General features: G+C 54.9%; 21 protein-coding genes. 17 read left to right on the top strand and 4 right to left on the bottom strand.

The genetic code is table 11. From position 1 onward, the window contains the following. Positions 1-74 precede the first annotated feature (74 nt). From pxpB to ABIE48_RS11335, 3 genes are read left to right on the top strand one after another with little or no spacing between them, the layout of a single operon-like run. Positions 75-797 (top strand): 5-oxoprolinase subunit PxpB, encoded by a 723-nt coding sequence (gene pxpB / locus ABIE48_RS11325; RefSeq protein WP_192714536.1) that lies wholly within the window; start codon positions 75-77, stop codon positions 795-797. After that, positions 794-1,810 carry a 5-oxoprolinase subunit C family protein gene (locus ABIE48_RS11330; protein ID WP_192714535.1) on the top strand — a complete coding sequence of 339 codons (1,017 nt, stop codon included), beginning with the start codon at positions 794-796 and terminating at the stop codon, positions 1,808-1,810. The genes pxpB and ABIE48_RS11330 overlap by 4 nt, the downstream gene beginning before the upstream one ends. Further along, positions 1,797-2,558 (top strand): LamB/YcsF family protein, encoded by a 762-nt coding sequence (locus ABIE48_RS11335; protein WP_145023063.1) that lies wholly within the window; start codon positions 1,797-1,799, stop codon positions 2,556-2,558. The genes ABIE48_RS11330 and ABIE48_RS11335 overlap by 14 nt, the downstream gene beginning before the upstream one ends. 43 nt (positions 2,559-2,601) lie before the next feature. Here ABIE48_RS11335 and ABIE48_RS11340 read toward each other — a convergent pair whose 3' ends face one another. Then, positions 2,602-3,525, bottom strand: a complete 924-nt coding sequence (locus ABIE48_RS11340; protein ID WP_192714534.1) for a TetR/AcrR family transcriptional regulator — start codon at positions 3,523-3,525, stop codon at positions 2,602-2,604. A gap of 156 nt (positions 3,526-3,681) precedes the next feature. Between ABIE48_RS11340 and ABIE48_RS11345 the strand changes: the two genes are divergently transcribed. The 5 genes from ABIE48_RS11345 (at position 3,682) to ABIE48_RS11365 (ending at position 7,580) form a co-directional block, all read left to right on the top strand. Continuing rightward, positions 3,682-4,410: an MBL fold metallo-hydrolase gene (locus tag ABIE48_RS11345; protein ID WP_192714533.1), complete on the top strand. Its 729-nt coding sequence runs from the start codon at positions 3,682-3,684 to the stop codon at positions 4,408-4,410. Continuing rightward, positions 4,410-5,543 (top strand): AbrB family transcriptional regulator, encoded by a 1,134-nt coding sequence (locus ABIE48_RS11350; protein WP_145020938.1) that lies wholly within the window; start codon positions 4,410-4,412, stop codon positions 5,541-5,543. Before ABIE48_RS11345 ends, ABIE48_RS11350 begins: the two co-directional genes overlap by 1 nt. Positions 5,544-5,748: 205 nt before the next feature. Continuing rightward, the gene (locus ABIE48_RS11355; protein WP_192714532.1) at positions 5,749-6,453 is read left to right on the top strand and encodes a Crp/Fnr family transcriptional regulator; all 705 of its coding nucleotides are present in this window, start codon (positions 5,749-5,751) and stop codon (positions 6,451-6,453) included. 49 nt (positions 6,454-6,502) lie between these two features. Then, positions 6,503-7,096 carry a redoxin domain-containing protein gene (locus ABIE48_RS11360; RefSeq protein WP_354518889.1) on the top strand — a complete coding sequence of 198 codons (594 nt, stop codon included), beginning with the start codon at positions 6,503-6,505 and terminating at the stop codon, positions 7,094-7,096. Positions 7,097-7,250: 154 nt separating this feature from the next. Beyond that, entirely contained in the window at positions 7,251-7,580 is a 330-nt protein-coding gene (locus tag ABIE48_RS11365) for an ArsR/SmtB family transcription factor (protein WP_483312652.1), read from the top strand. An 81-nt stretch (positions 7,581-7,661) separates the two neighbouring features. On the opposite strand, the gene ABIE48_RS11370 is transcribed toward ABIE48_RS11365, so the two are convergent. Continuing rightward, on the bottom strand, positions 7,662-8,582 hold the full coding sequence (locus ABIE48_RS11370) for a LysR family transcriptional regulator (protein WP_145020925.1): 921 nt from the start codon (positions 8,580-8,582) through the stop codon (positions 7,662-7,664). A gap of 117 nt (positions 8,583-8,699) precedes the next feature. Between ABIE48_RS11370 and ABIE48_RS11375 the strand changes: the two genes are divergently transcribed. From ABIE48_RS11375 to ABIE48_RS11385, 3 genes are all read left to right on the top strand, one after another. After that, positions 8,700-9,455, top strand: a complete 756-nt coding sequence (locus tag ABIE48_RS11375) for an SDR family NAD(P)-dependent oxidoreductase (protein WP_186325945.1) — start codon at positions 8,700-8,702, stop codon at positions 9,453-9,455. Between the two features lie 42 nt (positions 9,456-9,497). Beyond that, entirely contained in the window at positions 9,498-10,241 is a 744-nt protein-coding gene (locus ABIE48_RS11380; protein ID WP_145020919.1) for an SDR family NAD(P)-dependent oxidoreductase, read from the top strand. A gap of 381 nt (positions 10,242-10,622) precedes the next feature. Then, positions 10,623-11,408 (top strand): arylamine N-acetyltransferase family protein, encoded by a 786-nt coding sequence (locus tag ABIE48_RS11385; RefSeq protein WP_145020916.1) that lies wholly within the window; start codon positions 10,623-10,625, stop codon positions 11,406-11,408. Positions 11,409-11,519: 111 nt separating this feature from the next. Here the strand turns inward: ABIE48_RS11385 and ABIE48_RS11390 are convergent, their stop codons facing one another. Beyond that, positions 11,520-12,314: an SDR family NAD(P)-dependent oxidoreductase gene (locus ABIE48_RS11390; RefSeq protein ID WP_192714530.1), complete on the bottom strand. Its 795-nt coding sequence runs from the start codon at positions 12,312-12,314 to the stop codon at positions 11,520-11,522. Between the two features lie 340 nt (positions 12,315-12,654). Between ABIE48_RS11390 and ABIE48_RS11395 the strand changes: the two genes are divergently transcribed. From ABIE48_RS11395 to ABIE48_RS11405, 3 genes are all read left to right on the top strand, one after another. Next, on the top strand, positions 12,655-13,569 hold the full coding sequence (locus ABIE48_RS11395) for a CPBP family intramembrane glutamic endopeptidase (protein ID WP_192714529.1): 915 nt from the start codon (positions 12,655-12,657) through the stop codon (positions 13,567-13,569). Between the two features lie 239 nt (positions 13,570-13,808). Then, positions 13,809-15,203 carry an MATE family efflux transporter gene (locus ABIE48_RS11400; RefSeq protein WP_145020909.1) on the top strand — a complete coding sequence of 465 codons (1,395 nt, stop codon included), beginning with the start codon at positions 13,809-13,811 and terminating at the stop codon, positions 15,201-15,203. A gap of 55 nt (positions 15,204-15,258) precedes the next feature. After that, positions 15,259-16,158 (top strand): NAD(P)/FAD-dependent oxidoreductase, encoded by a 900-nt coding sequence (locus tag ABIE48_RS11405; protein WP_192714528.1) that lies wholly within the window; start codon positions 15,259-15,261, stop codon positions 16,156-16,158. Between the two features lie 106 nt (positions 16,159-16,264). On the opposite strand, the gene ABIE48_RS11410 is transcribed toward ABIE48_RS11405, so the two are convergent. After that, the gene (locus tag ABIE48_RS11410; RefSeq protein ID WP_192714527.1) at positions 16,265-16,963 is read right to left on the bottom strand and encodes a hypothetical protein; all 699 of its coding nucleotides are present in this window, start codon (positions 16,961-16,963) and stop codon (positions 16,265-16,267) included. Positions 16,964-17,211: 248 nt separating this feature from the next. Here ABIE48_RS11410 and ABIE48_RS11415 point away from each other — a divergent pair, with 248 nt between their 5' ends. From ABIE48_RS11415 to ABIE48_RS11425, 3 genes are all read left to right on the top strand, one after another. After that, positions 17,212-19,743 carry a GH39 family glycosyl hydrolase gene (locus ABIE48_RS11415; RefSeq protein WP_192714526.1) on the top strand — a complete coding sequence of 844 codons (2,532 nt, stop codon included), beginning with the start codon at positions 17,212-17,214 and terminating at the stop codon, positions 19,741-19,743. 171 nt (positions 19,744-19,914) lie between these two features. Then, on the top strand, positions 19,915-21,213 hold the full coding sequence (locus ABIE48_RS11420) for an MFS transporter (RefSeq protein ID WP_145020898.1): 1,299 nt from the start codon (positions 19,915-19,917) through the stop codon (positions 21,211-21,213). Next, a complete protein-coding gene (locus tag ABIE48_RS11425; protein WP_354518894.1) occupies positions 21,210-23,558 on the top strand; it encodes a beta-glucosidase in 2,349 nt (782 codons plus the stop codon). Before ABIE48_RS11420 ends, ABIE48_RS11425 begins: the two co-directional genes overlap by 4 nt. Positions 23,559-23,563: the final 5 nt, after the last annotated feature.

Here is a 23,563-nt window from a genome sequence, read left to right on the forward strand (position 1 = left end):
ATCGAATGCATACCGCATGGACTCTGCTATCATATAGATGATGAGGATTTATACATACAGAAGGAGGGGATTCCTTGAACCGAAACGAAGCGTGCAGGGTCGTACCCTTAGGGGAATCGGCGGTTGTGGTGCATCTTGGCGACACGGTCAGCGAAGATTTGCACCGTGAGGTTCAGACGCTGACCCGCCGCATTGAGGCAAATCCCTTTCCAGGGTTTGTCGAATGTGTTCCGGCGTTTACGAGCGTGACCGTATTTTATGATCCGTTCGAGCTTGATTTACCGCTGCACGAGACCGGCCGGATGGATTATGTGCAGTCCCTTCTGGAAACTTATATGGCGGACATCCAGGGAACGCCCGAAGCGGAGCCGGTGGTAATCGACATCCCGGTATGCTATGGAGGCGGGTTTGGCCCGGACTTAGAAGAAGTCGCCTCCATCAACAACCTGACCACTCAGGATGTGGTCCGCATCCATACAGCTCAGACCTATTTGGTCTATGCGGTGGGGTTTGCTCCCGGGTTCCCTTATTTGGGCGGGCTCGACGAACGGATCGCCGCGCCGCGTAAACCGTCGCCGCGGCTTGCCATCCCGGCCGGGTCGGTCGGAATCGCGGGGGCGCAGACGGGAATCTACCCGGTGGAAACCCCGGGCGGCTGGCAGATCATCGGCCGGACGCCGCTTCCCCTGTTCAGGCCGGATCAAGATCCGCCCGCGCTACTGCGGGGAGGGGAATATATCCGGTTCCGTCAGATTGACGCGGTGGAATACGAGCGGATCAAGGGGGCGCAGTCATGAGCATAGCAGTCATAAAACCCGGTCTGATGGCGACGATCCAGGACTTGGGAAGATCCGGCTACGGCAAGTACGGGATCATCGTCTCCGGCCCCATGGACCGCTTTGCGCACCGGACGGCCAATTGGCTGGTGGGCAACGATGAGGGCGACGCCCTCATCGAGGTGACCTGGTCGGGGATGTCCGTCCGCATGGAGCGGGAGATGTGGGTAGCCCTGACCGGAGGGGATTTTTCGCCGCAGATTGACGGTGTACCGGTTCCGATGTGGAGACCCGTCTTTGTCCGAAAGGGCAGTACACTCACATTCAGTGGGCCGAGGGCAGGCTGCCGGACGTATTTGGCAATTGCAGGAGGAATCGATGTGCCTGAGATTCTTGGCAGCCGCAGCACGTATATCCGTGCCGGGATCGGCGGCATGAAGGGAAGGGCGTTGAAGGCAGGGGACATCATCCCAATTGGGACCGACAATGGCCGGTTGCGGCATCCATCCTCAAAGGGAACGCAGCCTTTTGATGCGGTGAGGTGGGCGGTTCCGGCCTCGGAAAGGCCCGCTTACAGCGAGCACCCTTACGTCCGGATCGTCCGCGGACCGCAATTCGGCGATTTCGACGATGTGAGCCGGCGCGCGCTGCTTGATCATGATTTCCGGGTTACGCCCCAATCGGACCGGATGGGGTACCGGCTGGAAGGTCCGCGGCTGCAGCTTCACCGCCCGCAGGAATACACATCGGAAGGTGTGACGATGGGGACCGTGCAGGTACCGTCCGATGGGCACCCGATCATTCTGATGGCTGACCGCCAGACGCTCGGCGGCTATCCGAAGATCGCCCAGGTTGCCGGTGTTGACCTGCCGGTGGTTGCGCAGACACCGCCCGGTTCAACCCTCCGCTTTAGGGAGATCAGTCAGACGGAAGCGGAACAATTATGGATGGATCAGGGCATACGGTTAAAGCGGCTTGCCCGGATGATTGCCCTTAAATTAAAGGAGGACGGATGGCTTGATGGGTTGGATTGACTTGAACTGCGATATGGGGGAAGGATTCGGCGTATATCGGATCGGGGCCGACGAAGAGCTGATGGGGGAAATTACGTCCGCCAACATCGCCTGCGGGTACCACGCCGGCGATCCCTCCGTCATGCGGAAGACGGTGAAGCTGGCTTTAAGCCGCGGGGTCGCCATCGGCGCGCATCCCGGTTTGCCGGATCTGGCCGGCTTCGGGAGAAGAAGCATGGATATTTCGCCGGAGGAGGCCATGGATTTGGTGACGTACCAAATCGGCGCACTGCAGGCGATTGCCAAACAGGAAGGGGGGCGCCTTCATCATGTCAAACCGCACGGCGCCCTGTACAACATGGCTGCGGTCTCCGCTACCCTGGCGGATGCAATCGCCGAAGCTGTCTGCCGCACGGACGAGTCCCTGATTCTCTACGGCCTGGCGGGCAGCGAGCTGCTGGCTGCGGGGGCAAGGTACGGGCTCACAACGGCCAGCGAAGTATTCGCCGACCGGACGTATCAGCCCGACGGCACGCTGACGCCTCGCAGGCTGCCCCACGCGCTCATCACGGACACCGATCAGGCGGTTCGGCAGGTGATCCGCATGGTGAAGGAAGGCAGGGTAACTTCCGCGAACGGTGCGGAGGTGAGCATTCAGGCTGACACAGTCTGCCTTCATGGCGACGGCGAGCATGCCACAGCCTTTGCCAGGGAGCTTCGTGTGCGCCTGGAAGCGGAAGGCATTGGAGTCAGGCCTGCAGGAGTATGACCCTGTCATCAATAAAACCGCAAAAAGACAGTCCGTCAGGCCTTTATGCCTGATCCGGACTGTCTTTTTGCGGTTTCGCCGCATGATTCAGCATGAGGCCCAGCTGCCTCACGTAAGGTCTCAGCTCGTCGACGGAATCCAGAAAGTTGGTATATACCCGGACCAAAGTCGCGTTCGGTTTATCCTGTTCCAGCTCCCGCCGAAGCAGGTCGATCACTTCCAGCAGCTCTTTCTGAATCCGCTCCGGCTGGGGCAGCTCTTGGACCTTTTGGGCAAAATACTGCAGAAACTCACCCAGGTTCGCCCGCCGGGTCGGAAGGTCCACCGGATTGATGTCGTTAAAATAGGCGCTCGACACCTTGAGAATCGGGACCGGCTCCTTATCGATCATGTCGCGGATGACCGCGTCCATCCGGTCTACGCAAAACCGGGCCAGTTCCGCCATCGGGCAGGCGATGGCCGTTTGGACGGCATGGGACAAATATTCCCGCGACATGCCGCGGTAGATCGCCACGATATCCCCAAGATAAGGGGAGATGGAATCGCCGTATGCTTCGTAGAAGCAGTCGCGGTGCCACGTCAGAAAGGCGGCGCGCTTTTTTTTCCATTCCACCTGGAAGTTTTCGTTAGCGGTGATCGGCAGCTCTTTGAACTCGCTCGTAAAAAAGTGGTTTTCCAGCATGTATTGAAGCTGAAACTCGATCTTGCGCCGCAAAATTTCCTTCGGCGGGTCCCCCGCCAGACGCAGCGAGCGATCCAACTCCCGGGCTTGCTCGAACATCATCCGGTGCACGAAGGTGAAAACGCCGGTAAACAGGTCTTCTTTCGAAGGAAACACTTTATAAATGCTGCCCTTGGCCATGCCGCATGCTTCCGCAATGTCCTGCATGGAGGCGGCGAAATATCCTTTTTCTTTAAAAATACGCATTGCCGTATTGATGATCTGCTGCTTTTTGATTTGCTCCATCCTTACCACCCCTACACATTTTGACATGATGTCCGCAAAGGGTCAACAAAGGAATTGACACAAAAAACTCGGGAGTCATATAATGAACTAGCGAGTTTTACGCGGATATTGAAGTTGACAGGAGGTGAGCCAAAGCGAGATGCTTTGGCGTGAAGTATGAAAATTTCGGATCAGATCGAAATGCTGGAACTGTCCCTTTCCATGGGTGATCGGGAGATGGTGATTCATCCTGTGGTCATCCGTGATAAGGATTCCTATGTATTGGTAGACACAGGGATGCCGGGCTGCTACGAAAAAATCGTGGAGCTCATGTCTCAGGCTGGGATCGACCCTGCCGCCCCTCATTCCATTATTGTTACCCACCAGGATATCGACCATGTGGGCAGCCTGCCTCAATTTAAGGGCGAGGGCGTGGAGGTATACGCACATGCGGAAGACCAGCCGTACATCGACGGACTCAAACCAATGATTAAATTTAGCGGGGACCGTAAAAAGGGGCTGCTGGAGTCGCTGCCCTCCCAATTAGCTGAAGCCTTTGAGGCGACCTTTTCCGGAAAGGTGACCAATGTGACCCGCCTTCTTGCCGATGGCGAGAAGCTGCCTTTCGGCGGGGGACTGACCGTCATTTATACACCGGGCCATACTCCAGGGCATATCAGCTTGTATCACGAGCCGAGCAAAACATTGATTACCGGTGACGCCATGGTCGTTAACAACGGCGAGCTGCAGGGACCGAATCCGCCGGTGACGCCGAATATGGACGAAGCGATGCAGTCGATCACCAAATTCAAAGCCTTTCCGATCGAAAACGTCATCTGCTATCATGGCGGTCTGTACCAAGGGGATGCCAGGGCGCGCATCGCTGAACTGACTGAGAGCCTGTAATGACAGACACCGCAAGCTTGAACAACAGAAGTTTGAGGAACAACAAATGGCTGCGGTTTTTGGTGACCTGCGTGTTTGCGGTCATCGGCGGATTCATCTTCCAATGGATCCATATGCCGATACCATGGCTGCTGGGCTCCATGGTTTTTGTCATGATCGGCTCCAAGCTGTTTAAAGGCGTTTCTTTCTTTTGGCCGGGGCAGGTGCGCAATACGGGGATGATCATCATCGGTTATACGATGGGATTGTCTTTCACCTTGTCCACGCTGAAGCAGATCGGGCATCAGCTGCCGACGATGGTCTTGTTTACGGCGTTGCTGCTGGTCGTTGCTGCCGCGATCGCCTTTATGATCGCTTTTCTGTCGGGAATCCCATTTCCTACGGTGCTGATGGGCAGCATTCCCGGGGGGCTGAGCCAAATGATCACGCTGGCGGAGGAAGTGGAGGGAATCGATCTGACGGTCGTCACCTTCCTTCAGGTGTCGCGGCTGATCATGATTATTTTCTGTGTGCCCCTTTTGATCTTCAGCCCGCTGTTCCATCCCTCGGGATCGCATGCATCAGGAGCCGCATCTGCGGCGACATCGGCCGATTGGTCCGCCTTGTTTCCGCATATTTGGCTTTTCGCGGTGGTATGCGTCGTATTTGCCTTGGTGGGCAAACGGATCAAATTTCCGACAGCCTTTCTGTTGGGGCCGATGATCGGCACCATCCTGCTCAATTTATCAGGATATGAGGGACATTCGCTCCCGCCGGTGGTCCTAAGCCTGTCGCAGCTCATGATGGGCGGGTATATCGGATTGCTGCTCAAACCGGAAAACTTGAAGCACAAAGTGAAAATCATTTTGCTCGCCATATTGAGCGGTGTCGTGCTGATCGCATGCTCCCTCGGGCTCAGCGTGCTGCTGACCAAGTTTCACGCGATAACGGAAGTCACGTCATTTCTCAGCCTTTCGCCAGGCGGCATGGATCAGATGGCGCTGATCGCCAAGGAAGTGAACGGGGACCTGTCGGTCGTCACCTGCTACCAGCTGTTCCGGACCCTGTTTATCTTTTTCGCCGTACCGCCGCTGCTCAGGCTGATCTTCAGATCGATGCTTAAAGGGAAAAAATTGGCCAACAGGCCGATGTGATCTATCAACAGCGCAACCCACATGTTTTATCTATATCAACCAGCCATCGCATTTCAGCCTTGGCTGTTTTTTTGTATCTTTATGCCGCCAGCCGACGCTGCGCCACGCTAACCCTGCGAATGCGGCTGCGTTATGCTTTTGCTGCTGCCGAATATCTTCTATACTATAGTCATTACGGGTGACCTATTTGGGAGGAACAAAGCGCATGAGCACATCACATGAATCGAGTGACAAGCCCGTCCAGGTATTTCCGTGTCTGACGGAAGTTTCGCCTGAGGAGTGGCGGGAGTCCGGGCCGTTTATCCGTCGATTTAGCGCCAAATCGCGAATATTCCACCGGGATGATGCAGCGGCATATGGTATGTTCCTTCTCAGTGGAACCGCGAGGATCACGGTGATCGGCGAAAATGGCTCCGAATCTGTCATCAACCTGCTGACGGCGGGAGAAATTTGCTCACTCTTGGTGCTGAGCGGTCTAAGCGGGCGCGAGTATCCCGGTGAGCTGACTGCCGAGACCGAAGTGGAAGTGCTGTTTGTGCGGAAAAGCAGCTTTATGCGTTGGGTACAGGAGTACGAGTCTATTCGCGCGACGGTGTTCGGCGGGCTGCTTGACGGCATGCTCCGCATGGTGGAACGGACGCAGCAGCGCAAGACCCTCCCGCTTGACAACCGCCTTGCCGGAGCGCTGCTGCGAATGACGGCCGGGGAAGCGCCGACGGTTCGGATCACCCATCAGGAGCTGGCCGAAGAGGTCGGGTCGGTTCGCGAAGTCGTGACAAGGGCACTTGCCCGGTTTCAGCGGAAAGGGTGGATCGAGACCAGCCGGGGAACGGTCCGTATTTTGCAGCGCAAGCTGCTGGAAGAGGAGTTTGGTGACCTGGTCACAGAGGAATCCGGAGCTTCCTGCTAAAGTGGGTTCATGCATCTCATGCATAGAAGATCCATGAGGAGGAATTTACATGACCAACCTGCTGATGACCGGGGACAAAGCCCCGCTCTTCCAATCGATCAACCAGCACGGCGATCCGGTTTCGCTGGACCAATTCCGCGGCCGCAGGGTGCTGCTGTCGTTCTTCCGTAATGCGGCATGCGCTATGTGCAATTTACGCGTTCATCAAATGATCCAGAGGTACCCCGACTGGCGTCGCCAGGGGCTTCAAGTCATCGCGTTTTTTGAATCGCCGGAAGCGAACCTGCACAAGTATGTAGGCGCGCAGCAGGCGCCTTTTTCGCTCATTGCCGATCCGAATGCCGACATCTATAGCCTGTACGGAGTCGAATCGTCGGAATCCAAGACGGAAGCTACATTAGCGCTGCCGAATGTTCATGAACTGGCAGATGAAGCGGCGGCGGCCGGTTTTCCGCTTACGCCTGAAGAGGGGGCCAATTTCCACCGCATTCCGGCCGAGTTTCTGATCGATGAAGAGGGGATCGTAAGGACCGCATATTACGGAAAGCTGATTACCGATCACCTTCCTTTCGAATGGGTGGACCGGTTCGCGGCGTCCTCCACAAACGAGGCACTTATGAAGTCGGAGAATCGGAAACGCTAAGGGACGCTGTAATATGGCAATACAATCCTTACCTGAAGTTCAGGATGGATTGGGACCCAAACAGTCATAGCAGGAATTTCCTTGCTTTGGCTGTTTTTATTTTCGTTTTCTCTAAATATTCCTTTGTGGTAGTATTTGGTCAGGAGGCATGAAGATGAACACGACAACTTTGACTGCGCTTGCTGAGCCTAACCGGCTGCATATTATCGAGCTCATTCGCGACCGTGGCCCCCTGACCATTGGAGATATCGCGAATCGGCTTGAACTCAATCAGCCCCAGACATCCAAGCATGTTCGGGTTCTTCACGAGGCCGGCCTCGTTGAAGTGCAGCCTGCCGCCAACCGGCGAATCATTAAGCTGCGTACCGAACCATTTCAAGAGCTGGACCACTGGCTTGAGTCTTTCCGATCGATGTGGGATGACCGTTTGGACCGCCTGGATGAATACCTGCGGGATATCCAGGGGCGAGATTCATTGGAATGAGCGATATGAATCCCTCGTATGAGCCGCAAAAAACATCGCGATGCCGTGATGTTTTTTCTTTTGCTAAAAGTTGAACCCCTTTTAAGACTGCATGGATGCCCCTAATTCTTCCAAGTCATGTTTTAACCACTCCATAAAACGGCGGGAGACCTGCGAATGGGTCTTTTCCTTGCGCTGGATGACGCCAAGGTAGACAGGGCCGTGATCCGGCAGATCGAAGTCAAGAATCGCGATATTGTCCTTGCGGAAGGCCGGCTCGTTCATGAACGAAAAGTTGAGCCCGATGGTCACGGCGCCATGATTCATGCACGCCCTGAAGATCAGATCCCGGTTATTGGTGGTGAAGAGCACGTCTACCGGGCCATAAAGTGACTGAAAGTCGTCCATATACCACTTCACATAATCGTCGTTATAGAGGACGACGGTCTGCTGCCTTAATTCTTCAGGACCGACCGCGGGCTTCAGGGCGAGCGGCGACGCGCTGCTGATGCCGGCGACCATGTGCACGGGGAGCAGCCGTTCGAAGGCCAGGCCGGTGCGTTCGATCAGCCGGTTTTTGAACAAAATGATGAGTCCGAGATCGCTTTTGTCCTGGTTCACATCGTCAATGATGTCCTGCGAGCCTTTTTCCACGATCTCCAGCTTCACGTCCGGAAACTTCTTTTTAAATTCGATCACGACACGCTCAAGAAGAGACATAGGGCTTGGTATGGTCGCCACCCGCAGCCGGCCCTTGACCGTACCCGAAAATCCGCGGGCGGCCTCCAGCAGATCTTCATATTTCTCCAGCGTTTCATACGCTTTTTTGATAATGATTTTGCCTTCGGGAGTCAGGGTGACTCCGGATTTGGACCTGGTAAAAATGCTGATCCCCCACTCCGATTCCAGACTGGTGATGGCTTGGCTGACTGCTGAAATCGTCACGTGAAGCTGCTCGGCCGCTTTGGAAATCGAACCGGCCCGCGCCACCTCCACCAAGTACTCCAGCTTTTCCGTATTCATGAGCATCATCCTTTGATCTTTAAGTTTTCCTTAAACAAAATTCAATAGGTTTAAATTTTGCTGAACCTCAAGACATGTTAACATAATGATGTGAGATACGAAAGGAAGGGATTCATGATGAGACTCGAAGGAAAAGTTGCACTGATTACAGGCGCCGGCGCCGGGATCGGCAAGACGACGGCCCTCCGCTTTGCGGAAGAAGGCGCCAAAGTCGTCGTTACCGATATTGATCTCGACAGCGCCAAGCAGACGGCTGCGGAAATCGCGCAGGCCGGCGGCGAAGCTGCAGCATTCCGTCATGATGTCAGCAATGAGGACGAGTGGAAAGAAATAGCGAATGCCGCGGTTCAGCAGTTTGACCGCATCGATATTTTGTTCAACAATGCCGGCATTTATTTCATCAAGCCGCTGGCCGACATCGAACTGGCGGAATGGAACCGGATGATGGCGATCAACGTGACCGGCGTTTTCCTTGGGATGAAGCACGTGATGCCGCTCATGGCCAAACAAAAGGGTGGTTCCGTCATTAACGCATCCTCCATTGCGGGGCTGACGGGCGCATCCGGCCATATCGCTTACGGAGCTTCTAAAGGTGCGGTCCGGACGATGACCAAGGACGCCGCGATCGAATACGCAGCCGCAGGCGTTCGGGTGAACTCGATCCATCCGGCCTACATCAACACCGCCATGGGCGCTTATGCGTCCGAGGTGAGCCAAATGTCCGAAGCCGAACTTGGTAAAAAGGTTGCGCCGATGGGCCGTTTCGGTACGGTGGAGGAAGTAGCGAATCTGGTGGTATTCCTGGCATCGGACGAGTCGTCGTATTCCACGGGATCCGAATTTGTCATCGACGGCGGGGCAACGGCTATCTAAGAGTCCGTACATTAAAGTGAGTTCATAGGAGCGTGTTAAATCATGAAATTTGATTCCAAAGTAGCGATAGTTACCGGCGGCGCCAGCGGCATCGGGGAAGCGACGGTGCGGATGTTTGCTTCCGAAGGGGCGGAGGTCGTTATCGCCGATTTTTCGGACAGGGGCCAGACCCTCTCAGAGGAGCTGAACGCTCAGGGTTACGATACGCTGTTTGTCAAAACAGACGTGACGCAAGAAGCCGAGGTGCAGCGAATGGTCGAGCAGACGGTCGCCAAGTTCGGCAAGCTGGACATCCTGTTCGCCAACGCGGGTATCGCCAAGGACGGACCGGCGGACCGGTTATCGTCGGACAGCTGGCAGCGGACGATTGACATTAACCTGACGGGTGTATTTTTGAGTGACAAATATGCGATCCAGCAGATGCTCGCCCAAGGAACGGGCGGGGCGATCGTGAACTGCGGATCCATTCACAGCCATGTAGGCAAGGCGGGTGTCACGGCCTATGCGTCCGCCAAGGGCGGGGTGAAGCTGTTGACCCAGTCAATGGCAGCCGATTATGCCGCCAAGGGCATCCGGATCAATGCGGTGTGCCCGGGATATATCGACACGCCGCTCATTCAGGGCAGGGACGAAGCCATTACCGCACATCTGACAGCCCTTCATCCGATGGGACGGCTCGGCAAGCCGGAGGAAGTCGCCAAAGCCGTGCTGTTCCTGGCGAGTGAGGATGCTTCCTTCATCACTGGCGCCAGCTTGCTGGTCGACGGGGGATACACGGCGGTATAAGAGGAGTACCTGCTGGGCATGATAGAGTACTAAACCGATACAGCGCAGAATATGGAGTGGGGGCAACCCCGTAATGCTCCTGTTCTGCGCTTTTTTGTATTAAATGATGCCTGAATACTCTTAGGATATGTAAAAAGAAATTCGCTTATCAACTTGATCACAACGGGTAAGACAGGGTGGGAGTTCTCGATTTTGCTGATCGGAAATGCCGTATTTTGGTGGACCCGGTTATTTTTTAAGCGGAAAACAGAGTAAATATCGTAAGCAGCAGAAGGTGAACGAAGCTCTGCTATAGAAATTAGCTGTATGGCTGATATTCCGATGCTTGCACGCAGCGGCATGGATATGCGCAGCACTATAACAGCAGGGAGGTAGCTCGTTGTGACTAACCATCCATCGCAGACGCCGGAAATTCAGGCTTATCTGGACCGGATCGGATTCCAAGGCAAGCTGGACAATGGGGCGGACACGCTGGCGGAACTGCAGCACTGCCATATTTACAGCGTTCCCTATGAAAATTTGGATATTTTAAACGGTGTGCCCTTATCGCTAGACATTTCGGACCTATACGACAAAATCGTCGTGCGCCGGCGCGGCGGATACTGCTTTGAGCTCAATGCGCTGTTTGGCTGGCTGCTGGGCGAACTGGGATTTCCCGTGACCCACTATTTCGCAAGGTTTTGGCGCGATGAGGATAACCTGCCCCCGAAGCGGAGGCATCATGTGCTTCAGGTCGAAGCCGAAGGCGCCCGGTATTTGTGCGATGTCGGGGTAGGCGGAAATGTCCCAGGCAGGCCTGTACTGATTAAGGAGCATCTGGAACAGCCGCAGGGAACCGAATGCTACCGCCTGGACCGGGATCCGTTCTTCGGCTGGCAGCTGATGGAACGGAAAGGGGAGGATTGGCGGCTCATTTATTCTTTTGCCGAAGAGCCCCAGCTGCCGCGGGATTATGTGATGGCCTCCTTCTGGTGCGAGCATGCTCCGGAATCGATTTTCAGACAAGGGCCCATGGTGTTTATCCGCACGCCGGAAGGGCGAAACACGGTCGCTGGCGACGAGTTCCGGATCTTTGCCGGCAAGGAGGTGCGCATTCTCACTCCCCGGACACCGGAAGAGAAGCGGGATGCGTTCAGGCAGTATTTTGGCATTGTCCTCCCTGAATAAAATGACTGCTGCTCCCATTAAGGTTGGGCGTGGGCAGCTGCATCATAAAATGAAAAGTGCCGTCTCCCTTTGGAAGGGACAACGGCACTTTTTTTCGGTTGGCGGTACACACTAAAATACGCTCCGGACTAACCCGCCGTCGATCCGCAGCGCGGCCCCGTTGATCGCAGAGGAGAGGGGGCTGCTTATAAACGTGACGAGGTGAGCAATTTCCTCCGGCCGGATCAGCCGCTGAATGATCGAGGTCGGCCGGTTTTCCCGCATGAAGCGCTGCTCCGCCTCCCGGATCGTTAACGACTCGCCAGGATACAGGGTATCGAGCATTGTCTCAACCCCCTCCGTCAGGGTGGAGCCGGGCATCACGGTATTGACCGTCACGTTCGTGCCCTTGGTCAGCTCGGCAAGGCTGCGGGAGATCGACAGCTGCATCGTCTTGGTGGCGCTGTAATGCGCCATTTCCTGCGACGGCATGACGGCGGCTTCGCTGGCAATGAATATAATTCTTCCGCGGTCCTGCTGCATCATGCGTTTCAGATAATGTCGGCTCAAGCGGACACCGCTCATAATGTTGACCTCAAAGAAGCGGAACCATTCCTCATCCGGGATATCGAAAAATTCGGCCGGTTCAAAAATGCCCAGATTGTTCACCACGATATCGACATCCGGATGCTGTTCCATCATGGTGAGGCAGCCTTGTTCCGTTCCCAGATCGGCGACTGCGGGAACGAGTTCGGCTCCGGTATGCCGCCCCCGGATTTCTTCGATCGTTTCGTGGACTTTGTCTTCACGGCGGCCGTTAATCAGAACCTTGGCCCCTTCTGCAGCCAGTGAAGACGCGATGGCCTTGCCGATGCCGGAAGTGGAACCGGTGACAAGCGTGGTTTGTCCAGATAGCTGAAGCTCCATAATGATACCCTCCTCCATAAGAATCCCCAAATAGGATCCCTACAATTTGTTCTTTTATACCACTATGTTCCAGTTCTTCATTCTAACTGTCAAGCCGGCCGCGCATCAAAAAATTCAAAACTTCAGAACATCCGTCACTTGCCGGCCGGAACAGAGGCGGTGTTTGCCCTTGAGCGGAGTAACGTTTCTAGCAGAATGGCTTTGATCTATGAAAAAATGGGTCTCTTACCAGGAACACATCGTTCGTGAGCTTACTATATATATCAATGTCAGATAGAAGCATTCTGACAGACAACGGTTTAATCAGAAAGGAGGATTCGCCATTTTCAGATCAACCGGCATGTCCCGCAAAGAAACAATATTGCGGTTTTTCCGCGATCAAGAGGGCAGAATCCAGCTGTTCTGGCGCATTGTGCTCGGCTGGCTGGCGTTTGTCGCCGGGCTGGGCCTGGCCGTGGCCGCTGCAACGGTTGCAGGCTCTTATGGTTTTCCCACTTTGGGCCTGCAGGTGATTCTCGCCGTCGTAACCACAGGCATAAGTGTGCCCCTGATTTATTTGCTGAGGCGGTATGCCGACAGACGGCCATGGAGCGGCCTCGGGCTAAGTTCTCCGCCGTCCGGTCTGCCGTACTTTCTCCTTGGAGCAGCTTTCCTGGCGCTCCTTACCGCAGCCTCGCTGCTGATCGGCAGCGCCTTAGGCTGGCTCGAAGTCGTCGCTTTGCATCTTCCCGTGCCTACGCTGTTTGCGATTTTGATCAATACGGCCATCGCATTTTTCTATGAGGCTTATCCCGAAGAGATTTCCTTCCGCGGCTATTTGTTCCGCAATTTGAACACGCGGTTCCCACGCTGGATCGCTCTGCTGATGCAAGTCACCCTGTTTGTGCTTGCGCCGGTCGCTCTCACCGCAATCATGGTAGCTGCTGGGATTGCCACATGGGATCAAATTACGGCAGACTATATCATCAACTTGATTGCCTTCGGCACCCTGCTGCAAATGTGCCGTATTCTATCAGGCAATCTGTGGATGAACATCGGCTTCCACGTGGCATGGCTCGAAATGGTCCGATACGTCGTCGTTCCGTCTTCTTCGGCGCTCATCGAGGTGCAGTACAACTCTCCGCTCGGCGCATACCTGGTCAATATCGGCTCGGTCGTTATCGGCGTCATCGTGCTGCTTACCTGGTCGCTCCGCAAGAAAAACAGGGTGGACTGGAACCGCATTGAGCCGGAAGACGCTAAGCAGGTAAGTTAAGAACAAGCATAATCCGGAAAGAAAAACCGATGGAAGACGGGCTCTGTGGGAGCCCGCTTTTGTCATTAGTGCGCAGCGGTGTAGACGTGCGGTATTGTGAGCAATCAGGGGGAATGGCGGGCTGGGAGGATTCCGGGCATGGTTTTCCCGTACATTTCCACCGTTTTCCTGCCTTGTGCGCTCCTTTTGGCTGAGAATATAATCAGCTTATTACACGACATATCGAAGAAGGAGAAGTCATGGGAATATGGGTGCGTGAACGGTCGTTTTACAGCATGTTTATCCGGTTAACCGTGCTGATCGGACTGCAAAATATCATTACGCTTGGCGTCAATTTGTCGGATAATCTGCTGCTTGGAGGATACAGTGAATCCGCGCTGTCCGGGGTTGCGCTGGCCAATCAGATCCAGTTTATTTTGCATATGCTGGTCATGGGCGCGGCCGAAGGGCTGGTCATCCTGTCCTCCCGAAATTGGGGCGCCAAAAATATAGACGCCATCAAACGGGCCTCCAGCATAGGGATGCGGATTGCCCTGGCTGTAAGCGTGATCATGTGGGCGGTCGTTTTTTTCTTCCCGCACGGCTGCCTGTCGCTGTTTACGAACGAGCAGAACGTGATCGCGGAAGGGGCGAAGTATTTAAAGATCATCTGTTTTTCGTACATATTTTTTGCGGTGACCAACATTTTGCTGGCGGCGCTCCGCAGCGTCGAGGTCGTGCGGATCGGCTTTCTCGTTTCGCTGTCCACTTTGATCATTAATGTGTGCCTGAATTACCTGCTGATTTATGGCCACCTTGGTTTCCCACGCCTTGGGGTGAGCGGTTCGGCCATCGCCACGCTGACCGCAAGGGTGATCGAATGCGTGATCGTCCTCACCTTCGTGAAGAAGTTCGATCAGCGGATCCGCTTTAGGCTGAAAGATTTTTACAGCATCGACAAGTCTCTGTTTAAGCAGTATCTGCGGATCGGATCACCTGTGCTGATGGCCAACCTGCTGTGGGCCGTATCGATGGGTGCCCAGACCGCCATTCTGGGGCATATGGGCGAGGCGGCGATCGCCGCCAACAGCGTGGCGAATACGATTTTTCAGCTGGTCACGGTCGTTACTTACGCATCGGCCAGCGCGACGGCGGTCATCATCGGCAAGACGATCGGGGAAGGGAATACAGGAAAGGTCATTTCCTACAGCAAAACGCTGCAGCTGCTGTACTTGATCATCGGCGTACTGACCGCGGTCCTGCTGTTTGCCGTGAAGGACGTCGTCCTCGATTTGTATGCAATATCGGAGAGCTCCAAAACGCTGGCCCTGCAGTTCATGACCATTCTGTCGGTGACGGTCGTCGGTACGGCATACCAGATGCCTGCCTTGACCGGCATTGTCCGCAGCGGAGGAGACACCAAGTTCGTCCTGTACAACGACTTCATTTTCATGTGGCTGATCGTGCTGCCGGCTTCGGCGCTGTGTGCGTTTGTGTTTGATCTGTCGCCGGTTATTACGTTTATGTGCCTCAAATGCGATCAAATCCTGAAATGCTTTGTTGCGATCGTAAAAGTAAACAGGTACCGCTGGATCCGGGTGTTCGACGAGCGTGGCGGGAAGCCGAAGGACGCTGGCGGCAATGTCGCGACCTGATGCAGGATGATCACCATCCGGCAGCGGTCTGAATGGAAGGAGCGATTCGCTTAAAATGATATGGGACTGCGCGATCATCGGCGGAGGACCCGCCGGACTGAATGCCGCATTGGTGCTGGGGCGATCCCGCAGGACGGCGGCGCTGATCGATAATGACCAGCCTCGAAACCGGGTCACACGGGTATCGCATGGCTATCTGACGCGGGACGGCGTCAGCCCCGAACAATTCCGAAGCTTGGCATACGAGGAGATCGGGAGGTATCCTACCGTTCGCCGGTTCATGGCAACGGCTCTGGAGGTGCATCCGGCCCGCGGTGCTTTCCGCGTTATCACTTCGATGCGGGAAGAAGTGTGGGCCAGAACGCTCATTCTGGCTACCGGGCTGCACGAAACGCTGCCCCGCGTTCCCGGCCTAGAGCCGCTGTATGGAAAAAGCATCTTTAATTGCGTTTATTGCGACGGCTATGAGCTGCAGGACCGGCCATTGTTTGTGCTGTCGGAGCAGCCGGGACTGTATCACTTCGTCAAGACGGTGCACCATTGGAGCCGGAATTTAATCGTCCTGACGAACGGCAAGCCTGTTCTGACGTCCGGGGAAAAGGAAAGGCTCCAGGTCAAGGGGGTGCCGGTTGTGGAAGAGCCGATTCATTCGTTCAGGGGAGACGGAGGGCAGTTAACGGAAGTTGTCTTTCACAGCGGTGCATTCGTACCGCGAGCCGGAGGCTTCATCGTACCCCATTGGTCACAGAAGGCTCCCTTCGCGGCGCAGCTGGGCTGCCGGCCCGATGGGGCGGGCGGCATTGCCGTGGATGAACTGGGCAGAACGAGCGTGAAGGGTGTGTACGCTGCCGGCGATACCGCCCGTTTCGGGCCTTCGCAGCTGATCATTGCTGCAGGTCAGGGGAGCAAAGCCGCCATGGCGGTGAATGCGGATCTGATCGATGAGGAGTTTTGATGGGAACGTGCTCGCTGTAGAACCAATCTCAGCATGTATAAAATCTTGACATCGTATCCGTTCCACGGGCCATATTCCCGGTTTCTACTTGGGAATACGGCCTTTTTTAGTATGGATGATCCAACCGATCAAGCAATTGATCCGCTACGCTTTGCTCGGCCACAGACAAGTCGCCTGTTTGCTTCAACTGTTCCAGTTTCCCTTTAACCTGAGCGGTATCCTGATAACTTAGTCCATAAGCCAGATGGGATACTACGGACTCGACTTGAGATGGAGTTTCCAAACCTGCGAGCGCTTCGATGAACTTGGATGGTTCCCGCGTGTACAGCTCGGCCAGGATAGCGTCATAACTCTCGGTAAGCGCGCCATCCGTGCCGTTCTCCCCCCTGATGATGTTAGGATAATCTCCGGTTTCGATCTTATCCAATTGTTTATAGAGATACTCAACGGTCTCAAGCGACTTTTGGCCGCTGATCCGGTTATACGTCGTCCAATTGATCCCCGCAATTTGCCGCATCATTTGAGCCACTTTCTCCTCATCGCCAATGTCTGTCCGGGAATAGATTTCATACAGCGCTTTTTCCGCGGCGATCTTCCCGCCTCCTTTGGGAATGACGGCCGCTTGCGGGGAACCGTTCGTCCCGGATTGACCGGCCGAATCGGCGGTAGGCTGCTGCCCGGAAGTGCTGGAGCTACTTGGCGCAGACCCTGTAGCAACGTGATTTGAATCCGAAGAATCGGCACAGGCGCTGAGCGATCCGCACAGTATCGCACACACGGCAAACAACGCAAATTTGTGGTTCATCCGAAATCTCAACCCTTTCTTGTATATCTGGATACATATTCCAGACGTTATAAAGGGATAAAAGTTGCTGTGGACCGGTGGAATTAACAAATTTATACAGCAGAGGATGAGAAAATTATCGTATCGGCATCCGTCAGCAAGGCCTTTTGACAACCCATCTGCCATAGTCAGAAACCAAGCATTACTTATGAACTATCTTCATCTGCTATAATTAGGTCTAATGATGCGTTTAAGGAGGCCGCCCAAGTATGGCGAATTCAGTTTTTGAGCTGCTCGAGATCGATGACAGCCTTCCGTTTGACGTATCCCTGCACAGCGTAAATTACGTGCCCAGCCACTGGCATAACAGCGTTGAGATCATTTTTGTGCTGCGGGGAACGCTTGAGGTTTCGATTGACACGGTCAGCCATACGCTCAAGGAAGGGGATGTGCTGCTGATTAACCAGCATCATGTCCATGAGGTCATTGGCCTGGACATGAACATTATCGCCACCTACCAAATTCCAACCGCTTATTTGAAAGAACATATTGCAGGTTTTGAGGGCTTTTCCTTTGCATTTCAGGCCAGTAAGGCCGGGCCGGAATCCAGCGATGCCGTTTCCCGGCTGCGCCGGCTGCTTGCCGAGATGGTCCAGCTCAAGTACAAGCAGACAGAGACGTACGAACTGGAGATGCAGGCCGCGATGCTTCGCGTTCTTTCCATCCTGGTCAAGCAGTTCAAGGTCCCGCTGTCCGAAGGCGGTATCAGTGAGCGGTACATGGACCGGATGCTGCGGATTATTACGTATATCGATAACCATTACCGCGAGCCTATCACCCTTCAGTCCATAGCGGATCGTGAGTTTCTGTCCGTTCCTTATTTATCTAAATTTTTCAGCGAAAATATCGGACTGAATTTTCAGGCTTATCTGACCAGCATTCGGTTAAAAAATGCCGTCGAGGATCTGCTGCGCCAAGAGGAAATCCCCATTGCCGACTTGGCCATGTTTCACGGTTTTCCGAACGCCAAGTCGTTCTATTCCGCGTTTAAGAACAGATACCATGTGACGCCGAACGAGTATCGGAAACAATACCGGCCGGAGCCGGGAAAGAAGAAGGAAAAATCGACTTCGAATTATATGGAGTTCAATCAATCCAGCGCTCTCGGGATTATCAATCAATATCTGGAGCGGGGCGCATCGCCGGGCGGCAGGGAAGTGCATTCGCTGGAAACGCTCACCCGCCAGGTGGATGCGGCCGTGAGGACACAGGCGATATCGCATACGTGGAAAAACTTGATCACGATCGGCAAAGCCAAGGAAGGACTTCATGCCGACGTTCAGCGGCAGCTCCGTTACGTTCAGGAGCGGTGCCCGTTTCGCTTTTTGCGTTTTCACGGCATTTTTGATGACGGCATGATGGTTTACAACGAGAGGGAGGACGGGCAGCCCGTCTACAATTTCCGGCTCGTTGACCAATTATTTGATTTTCTGCTCTCCATTCATCTGAAGCCGTTTGTGGAGCTCGGGTTTATGCCGTCCGCGCTCGCGGCCGATCCGGAGAAGGGGCTCTATTTTCGCAGAAGCTATACAAGCCCGCCAAAGTCACTCGACACCTGGTGCGAGCTCATTGACCGCTTTATCCGGCACTGCATGAATAGGTACGGTCCGGCGGAAGTCGAGAGCTGGATGTTCGAATTTTGGAACGAGCCGGAGCTCGAGGTGTATTGGCCGGGAACGGATGAAGAGTACTTCGAGTTGTATTCCCGGACTTTCCATACGATGAAGAACATTTCGCGGAATTTGCGGATCGGGGCGCCAGGGCGGATTATAACGCTTCGCTCCAACTTGTTCAGCGAGCGGTTTTTTGCCTTTTGCCGGGAGCGGGATTGCCTGCCCGATTTTATCCCGTGCCATTTTTATCCGCATGAAAATCTGGAGGGTTTTTTCGAGCCGGATGAAGAACAAAGCGAGCTGCGCAAACTGGAGCCGTACCGCATCCTGCTGGAGGAGTTCCGGGGCATTTCACCGAACCCGGATTATTTACGGGACATGCTGACCCGGGAGAAGCAGCTTCTTGAAAAGGAAGGCCTGTCGGACCGCGAGATATACCTGACGGAATTCAATTCCACGGCATTTCACAGGGAGCTGACCAACGATACGCTGTACAAGGCGGCATATATCGCGAAAAATTTGATCGATAATCTCGACCGGATTCAGGGCTTCGGCTACTGGGTGCTCAGCGACAATATCGAAGAAACGTCGGCATCTCCTGCGTTGTTCCACGGCGGGCTGGGTCTGATCGCCCAATACGGGATTCCGAAGCCGGCTATGTATGCCTACGAGCTGCTGGCCAAGCTGGGGGATCAGCTTATTGAGCGCGGCGAAGGCTATATTGTGACGAAGAGCGCGAATGCCTATCAGATTCTGTGCTACAATTACTGCCACTTTGATGACCTGTATGCTCTGGGGGATACTTCGTTCGTAACACCGACCAGCCGGTACAGCGGGTTCAAAAACGAGAGAACCGTCAAGCTGGAATTCCAGCTGGATGGAATAGACAACGGCAGGTATAAAATCGTCCGCCGTTCCTTGAACCGGTCGAGCGGGAGCAGCTTTGACTTGTGGGTGGAAATGGGTGCACCGTCTATCATGACCGGGGAAGATCTGCATTACATTAAGCAGAGATCAGAGCCCGGTCGCCATATCACCCAAGTTAATGTGGAGAACCGCCATATGACCTGTATATTTACCCTGGAACCGCACGCAGTCGAGCTCGTCGAGCTGATTCCGGTCATTTGACGCGGCGGTTGTGTCAATTTTTAACCTGAATTTTCGCTGTGTGAAGTGAAACGCTTACAAATGAATTAAAAATGGCCATAAAAGACTGCAAACCGCCGCCTCTCCTGAGCTGGGCGGTTTGTTTTATAATTGATTTGTAAACGTTTTCAAACAATGAGGAGGTCAACCCATATGGCTAAAGCAAAAATTATCGGTCAAACGATCACGCCATTCAAACGGCTCACTTTCGGTATCATGTTCGGATATGCCTGCATGATGCTGGCTCTCATGACACCTGCAACGCTTCTATTAACTTTTAAAATGGTCGAAATCGATCCGAACGGCTATACCTCTTCCTACGGCTTGGTATCCGGGATTGGCGCCTTCTTTGCCCTGATCGGCAACCCGCTCGGCGGAGCGATCAGCGACCGGACCAACATCTCCTTCGGCCGCCGGCGCACATGGATTCTGCTCGGCCCCCTGTTTGGCTGTGCCGCACTGCTGTGGGTCGGAATGTCCACGCAAATCTGGCAGATCATCATCGGCTGGGCGATCGCCCAATTGTTCTTCAACTTCGGCATGGCCGCGTACACAGCGCTGATTCCCGATCAGGTGAAGGAAGAGAAGCAGGGAACGATCTCCGGGCTGCTGGGTACCGTGTTACCGGTAGCTATGGCGCTGGGCATGGTGCTGATGACGGCCATGACGGACGCCTCCTCGACGACGAAATGGAGCCTGCTTGCGGCCATCGGGATCGTGGGGCCTATCATCAGCCTGTTTATCATCCAGGACGGAAAAGTGCAGATCGAACACATGGCGCAGGAAAAGATGACGCTTGGCGAAAAGCTGAGCAGAGTCTACCCAAACCCGAGAAAATTCCCGGCGTTCAGCTGGGCGGTTGTATCCAAGTTTCTGTTAATGATGGGGTACTGCAGCAGCTTGTATCTGACCGTTATGCTGGTTAACCGCATGGGTTATAGTGAAAACGCTGCAACCGCAGCCGTGGCTACCATTAACATCGTGTCCATGGTGGCGATGGCGGTCACGAGTATTTTCGGCGGCGTCTTATCCGATAAGTTCCGTAAGCAAAAGCCGTTCCTGTATATCTCGGCTCTCATTATTATCGCAGCCATTCTCATCTATGCTTTTATCGCGCATAACACGGCATTTATCGTAGCATCCGCCGTGATGGGACTCGGGTTCGGCTGTTTCACGGCGGTCGATATGGCACTGGTTTCGCGAATCCTTCCGAACAAGGAAGACGCGGCCAAAGACTTTGGCATTATGAACGTAGCCAACGCGCTGCCGCAGTCGATCGTGCCGGCCATCGCACCGCTGCTGCTGAACATCGGCGGCTGGTCCTTCTTCTATATCGTGCTTGCGGTCTGCGTCGTGGCCGGGGTGGCCGCGCTCAAGCCGCTGCCTGAAGTCGGGGAGCACGCTGGTGAAAGTAATCCAACTAATCTGGAAATGGGGAGAAGTGTATCATGAAACGAAATCTGACAGACATCATCTCTCAAATGACCTTAGAAGAAAAAGCCAGCCTATGCTCGGGGCTGAATATGTGGCAGACCAAACCGGTTGAGCGTCTCGGCATTCCGTCCATTGTGATGACGGACGGTCCGCACGGCCTGCGCAAGCAGGCCAATCCGGGGGACTTGTCGAGCAAGACGGTGCCGGCCACCTGCTTCCCGAGCGGAGCGGGTCTGGCCTCTTCCTGGGACCGCGAGCTGATCCTGGAGGTCGGCGCCGCGATCGGCGAGGAGTGCCAGCAGGAGGACGTGCAAATTATCCTCGGACCTGCGGTCAATATTAAGCGGTCACCGCTGTGCGGCAGAAACTTCGAATATTTCTCGGAGGATCCGTACCTGTCCTCGGAAATGGGTGCGAGCCATGTGAAAGGCGTCCAAAGCCAAGGCGTCGGAACGTCGGTGAAGCATTTTGCGGCCAACAATCAGGAGACGCTGCGCAACTCGATTAACGCTGTGGTCGACGAGCGGACGCTGAACGAAATTTACCTGCGCAGCTTTGAGGGGCCGGTTATCGAAGGTGATGCCTGGACCGTGATGTGCGCCTATAACCAGGTGAACGGCGATTACTGCTCGGAGAACGATTACCTTTTGAACCAGGTGCTGAAGCAACGATGGGGCCACGGCGGACTGGTCATGACCGATTGGGGCGCCATCAACGAACGGGTGAAGGGACTAAAGGCCGGACTGGAGCTGGAAATGCCTTATGTCGGTCCGGAGCATGACATGATGATCGTAGAGGCAGTTCAATCTGGAGAACTGGACGAGGCGGTGCTGGATGAGGCGGTTCGCCGTCTGCTCACTGTCATATTTAAAGGATACGATGGTAAAAAGGAAGGCTTCGCCTACGATGCGGAAGCCCATCACCAACTTGCCCGGCGCGCGGCCGCGGACTGTATGGTTCTCTTAAAGAATGAGGGAGGCATGCTCCCGCTGAAGCCGGAGCAATCGGTCGCCGTCATCGGCGCATTCGCCAAGCATCCGCGATACCAGGGCGGCGGCAGCTCGCACATTACTCCGACCCGGATGGACGCTCCGTTCGATGGCGGCAGCTCGCACATTACTCCGACCCGGATGGACGCTCCGTTCGATGCAATTGCGGGAATGTCTGCTGACTGTGCGTTTGCCCCGGGCTACCTGCTCAAAGATGGCGAAGCCGACGACAGCTTGATCGAAGAAGCCGTGAAGCTGGCGCAAAGCAAAGACGTGGCCGTCATCTTCGCCGGCCTGCCGGATTCATTCGAATCGGAAGGCGTCGACCGCACACGGCTGGATATGCCTTCCTCGCACATCCGCCTGATTGAGGCGGTCGCGGCGGCGCAGCCCAACACGGTCGTTGTGCTGTCCAACGGATCGCCGGTGACGATGCCTTGGCTTCCGCAAGTCCAAGCGGTGCTGGAAGGCTATCTGGGCGGGCAGGCGACGGGAAGCGCAGCGGCCGACGTGCTGTACGGGAAGGTGAACCCAAGCGGCAAGCTGGCGGAGACGTTTCCCGTTCGGCTGGAACAGACGCCGGCGTTCCTGAATTTCCCGGGGGGCAAGAGCGAAGTGACGTACGGGGAAGGCTTGTTCGTAGGCTACCGGTATTATGAAGCGAAAAAAGAGGAGCCGCTTTTCCCATTCGGTTACGGTCTTAGTTACACAACCTTTGCTTATGAAGATATGCGGGCTGACCGAACTTCCATGAAGGATACCGACACCGTCAACGTGTCTGTTACCATTCGCAACACCGGTGCGGTTGCGGGCAAGGAAATCGTGCAGCTGTACGTCAAGCCGCTGGAGAGCCATGTCGTCAGACCGGTCAAGGAGCTGAAGGGGTTTGCCAAGGTTCATTTGCAGCCGGGTGAAGCCAAGACGGTCCATTTTGCGCTGGATCAACGGGCTTTTGCCTACTTCAATACCGATATTCATGACTGGTTTGCCGAATCCGGCGCTTACGACATCGTTGCAGGTCCATCATCGGCGGATACGCCCCTGTCGGTCACCCTTAGCCTGGAATCGACCGGGATTCCATTCCGGAAAGTGGGGCGCAACACCAAGTTCTACGAGCTGATGGCCATTCCCGAAACGGCTGCGATTGCCGAGGAAGCGATGGAGGGCAGCCTGGAGCGCCTGAAACAGATGGGAGCTATGTTTGCCGAGAGCATGGGAGACGACGGAATCGCCGAGCTGTTCGAGGCCGTTGTGAAGTGGCGTAAGTATGACGCTCTGCGCTCGCTGTCCGGCATGATGGGCGGGGGAACGTCGGAAGCGGATTTATCGAAAATCATCGACGATCTGAACACCAAGTTGAAACTAAATTCGTAATCCGG

It is taken from the genome of Paenibacillus sp. OAE614, assembly GCF_040546645.1.
GTDB lineage: Bacteria > Bacillota > Bacilli > Paenibacillales > Paenibacillaceae > Paenibacillus_AQ > Paenibacillus_AQ favisporus.

Excerpts from the sequence above, each read along its gene's own strand:
- ABIE48_RS11395 (WP_192714529.1), top strand. The coding sequence starts at position 12,655 with ATGTCCCGCAAAGAAACAATATTGCGGTTTTTCCGCGATCAAGAGGGC.
- ABIE48_RS11365 (WP_483312652.1), top strand. The coding sequence starts at position 7,251 with ATGAACACGACAACTTTGACTGCGCTTGCTGAGCCTAACCGGCTGCAT.
- ABIE48_RS11360 (WP_354518889.1), top strand. The coding sequence starts at position 6,503 with ATGACCAACCTGCTGATGACCGGGGACAAAGCCCCGCTCTTCCAATCG.
- ABIE48_RS11355 (WP_192714532.1), top strand. The coding sequence starts at position 5,749 with ATGAGCACATCACATGAATCGAGTGACAAGCCCGTCCAGGTATTTCCG.
- ABIE48_RS11405 (WP_192714528.1), top strand. The coding sequence starts at position 15,259 with ATGATATGGGACTGCGCGATCATCGGCGGAGGACCCGCCGGACTGAAT.
- ABIE48_RS11335 (WP_145023063.1), top strand. The coding sequence starts at position 1,797 with ATGGGTTGGATTGACTTGAACTGCGATATGGGGGAAGGATTCGGCGTA.
- ABIE48_RS11380 (WP_145020919.1), top strand. The coding sequence starts at position 9,498 with ATGAAATTTGATTCCAAAGTAGCGATAGTTACCGGCGGCGCCAGCGGC.
- ABIE48_RS11375 (WP_186325945.1), top strand. The coding sequence starts at position 8,700 with ATGAGACTCGAAGGAAAAGTTGCACTGATTACAGGCGCCGGCGCCGGG.
- ABIE48_RS11345 (WP_192714533.1), top strand. The coding sequence starts at position 3,682 with ATGAAAATTTCGGATCAGATCGAAATGCTGGAACTGTCCCTTTCCATG.
- ABIE48_RS11390 (WP_192714530.1), bottom strand. The coding sequence starts at position 12,314 with ATGGAGCTTCAGCTATCTGGACAAACCACGCTTGTCACCGGTTCCACT.
- ABIE48_RS11415 (WP_192714526.1), top strand. The coding sequence starts at position 17,212 with ATGGCGAATTCAGTTTTTGAGCTGCTCGAGATCGATGACAGCCTTCCG.
- ABIE48_RS11340 (WP_192714534.1), bottom strand. The coding sequence starts at position 3,525 with ATGGAGCAAATCAAAAAGCAGCAGATCATCAATACGGCAATGCGTATT.
- ABIE48_RS11370 (WP_145020925.1), bottom strand. The coding sequence starts at position 8,582 with ATGAATACGGAAAAGCTGGAGTACTTGGTGGAGGTGGCGCGGGCCGGT.
- ABIE48_RS11330 (WP_192714535.1), top strand. The coding sequence starts at position 794 with ATGAGCATAGCAGTCATAAAACCCGGTCTGATGGCGACGATCCAGGAC.
- ABIE48_RS11410 (WP_192714527.1), bottom strand. The coding sequence starts at position 16,963 with ATGAACCACAAATTTGCGTTGTTTGCCGTGTGTGCGATACTGTGCGGA.
- ABIE48_RS11425 (WP_354518894.1), top strand. The coding sequence starts at position 21,210 with ATGAAACGAAATCTGACAGACATCATCTCTCAAATGACCTTAGAAGAA.
- ABIE48_RS11400 (WP_145020909.1), top strand. The coding sequence starts at position 13,809 with ATGGGAATATGGGTGCGTGAACGGTCGTTTTACAGCATGTTTATCCGG.
- ABIE48_RS11420 (WP_145020898.1), top strand. The coding sequence starts at position 19,915 with ATGGCTAAAGCAAAAATTATCGGTCAAACGATCACGCCATTCAAACGG.
- ABIE48_RS11350 (WP_145020938.1), top strand. The coding sequence starts at position 4,410 with ATGACAGACACCGCAAGCTTGAACAACAGAAGTTTGAGGAACAACAAA.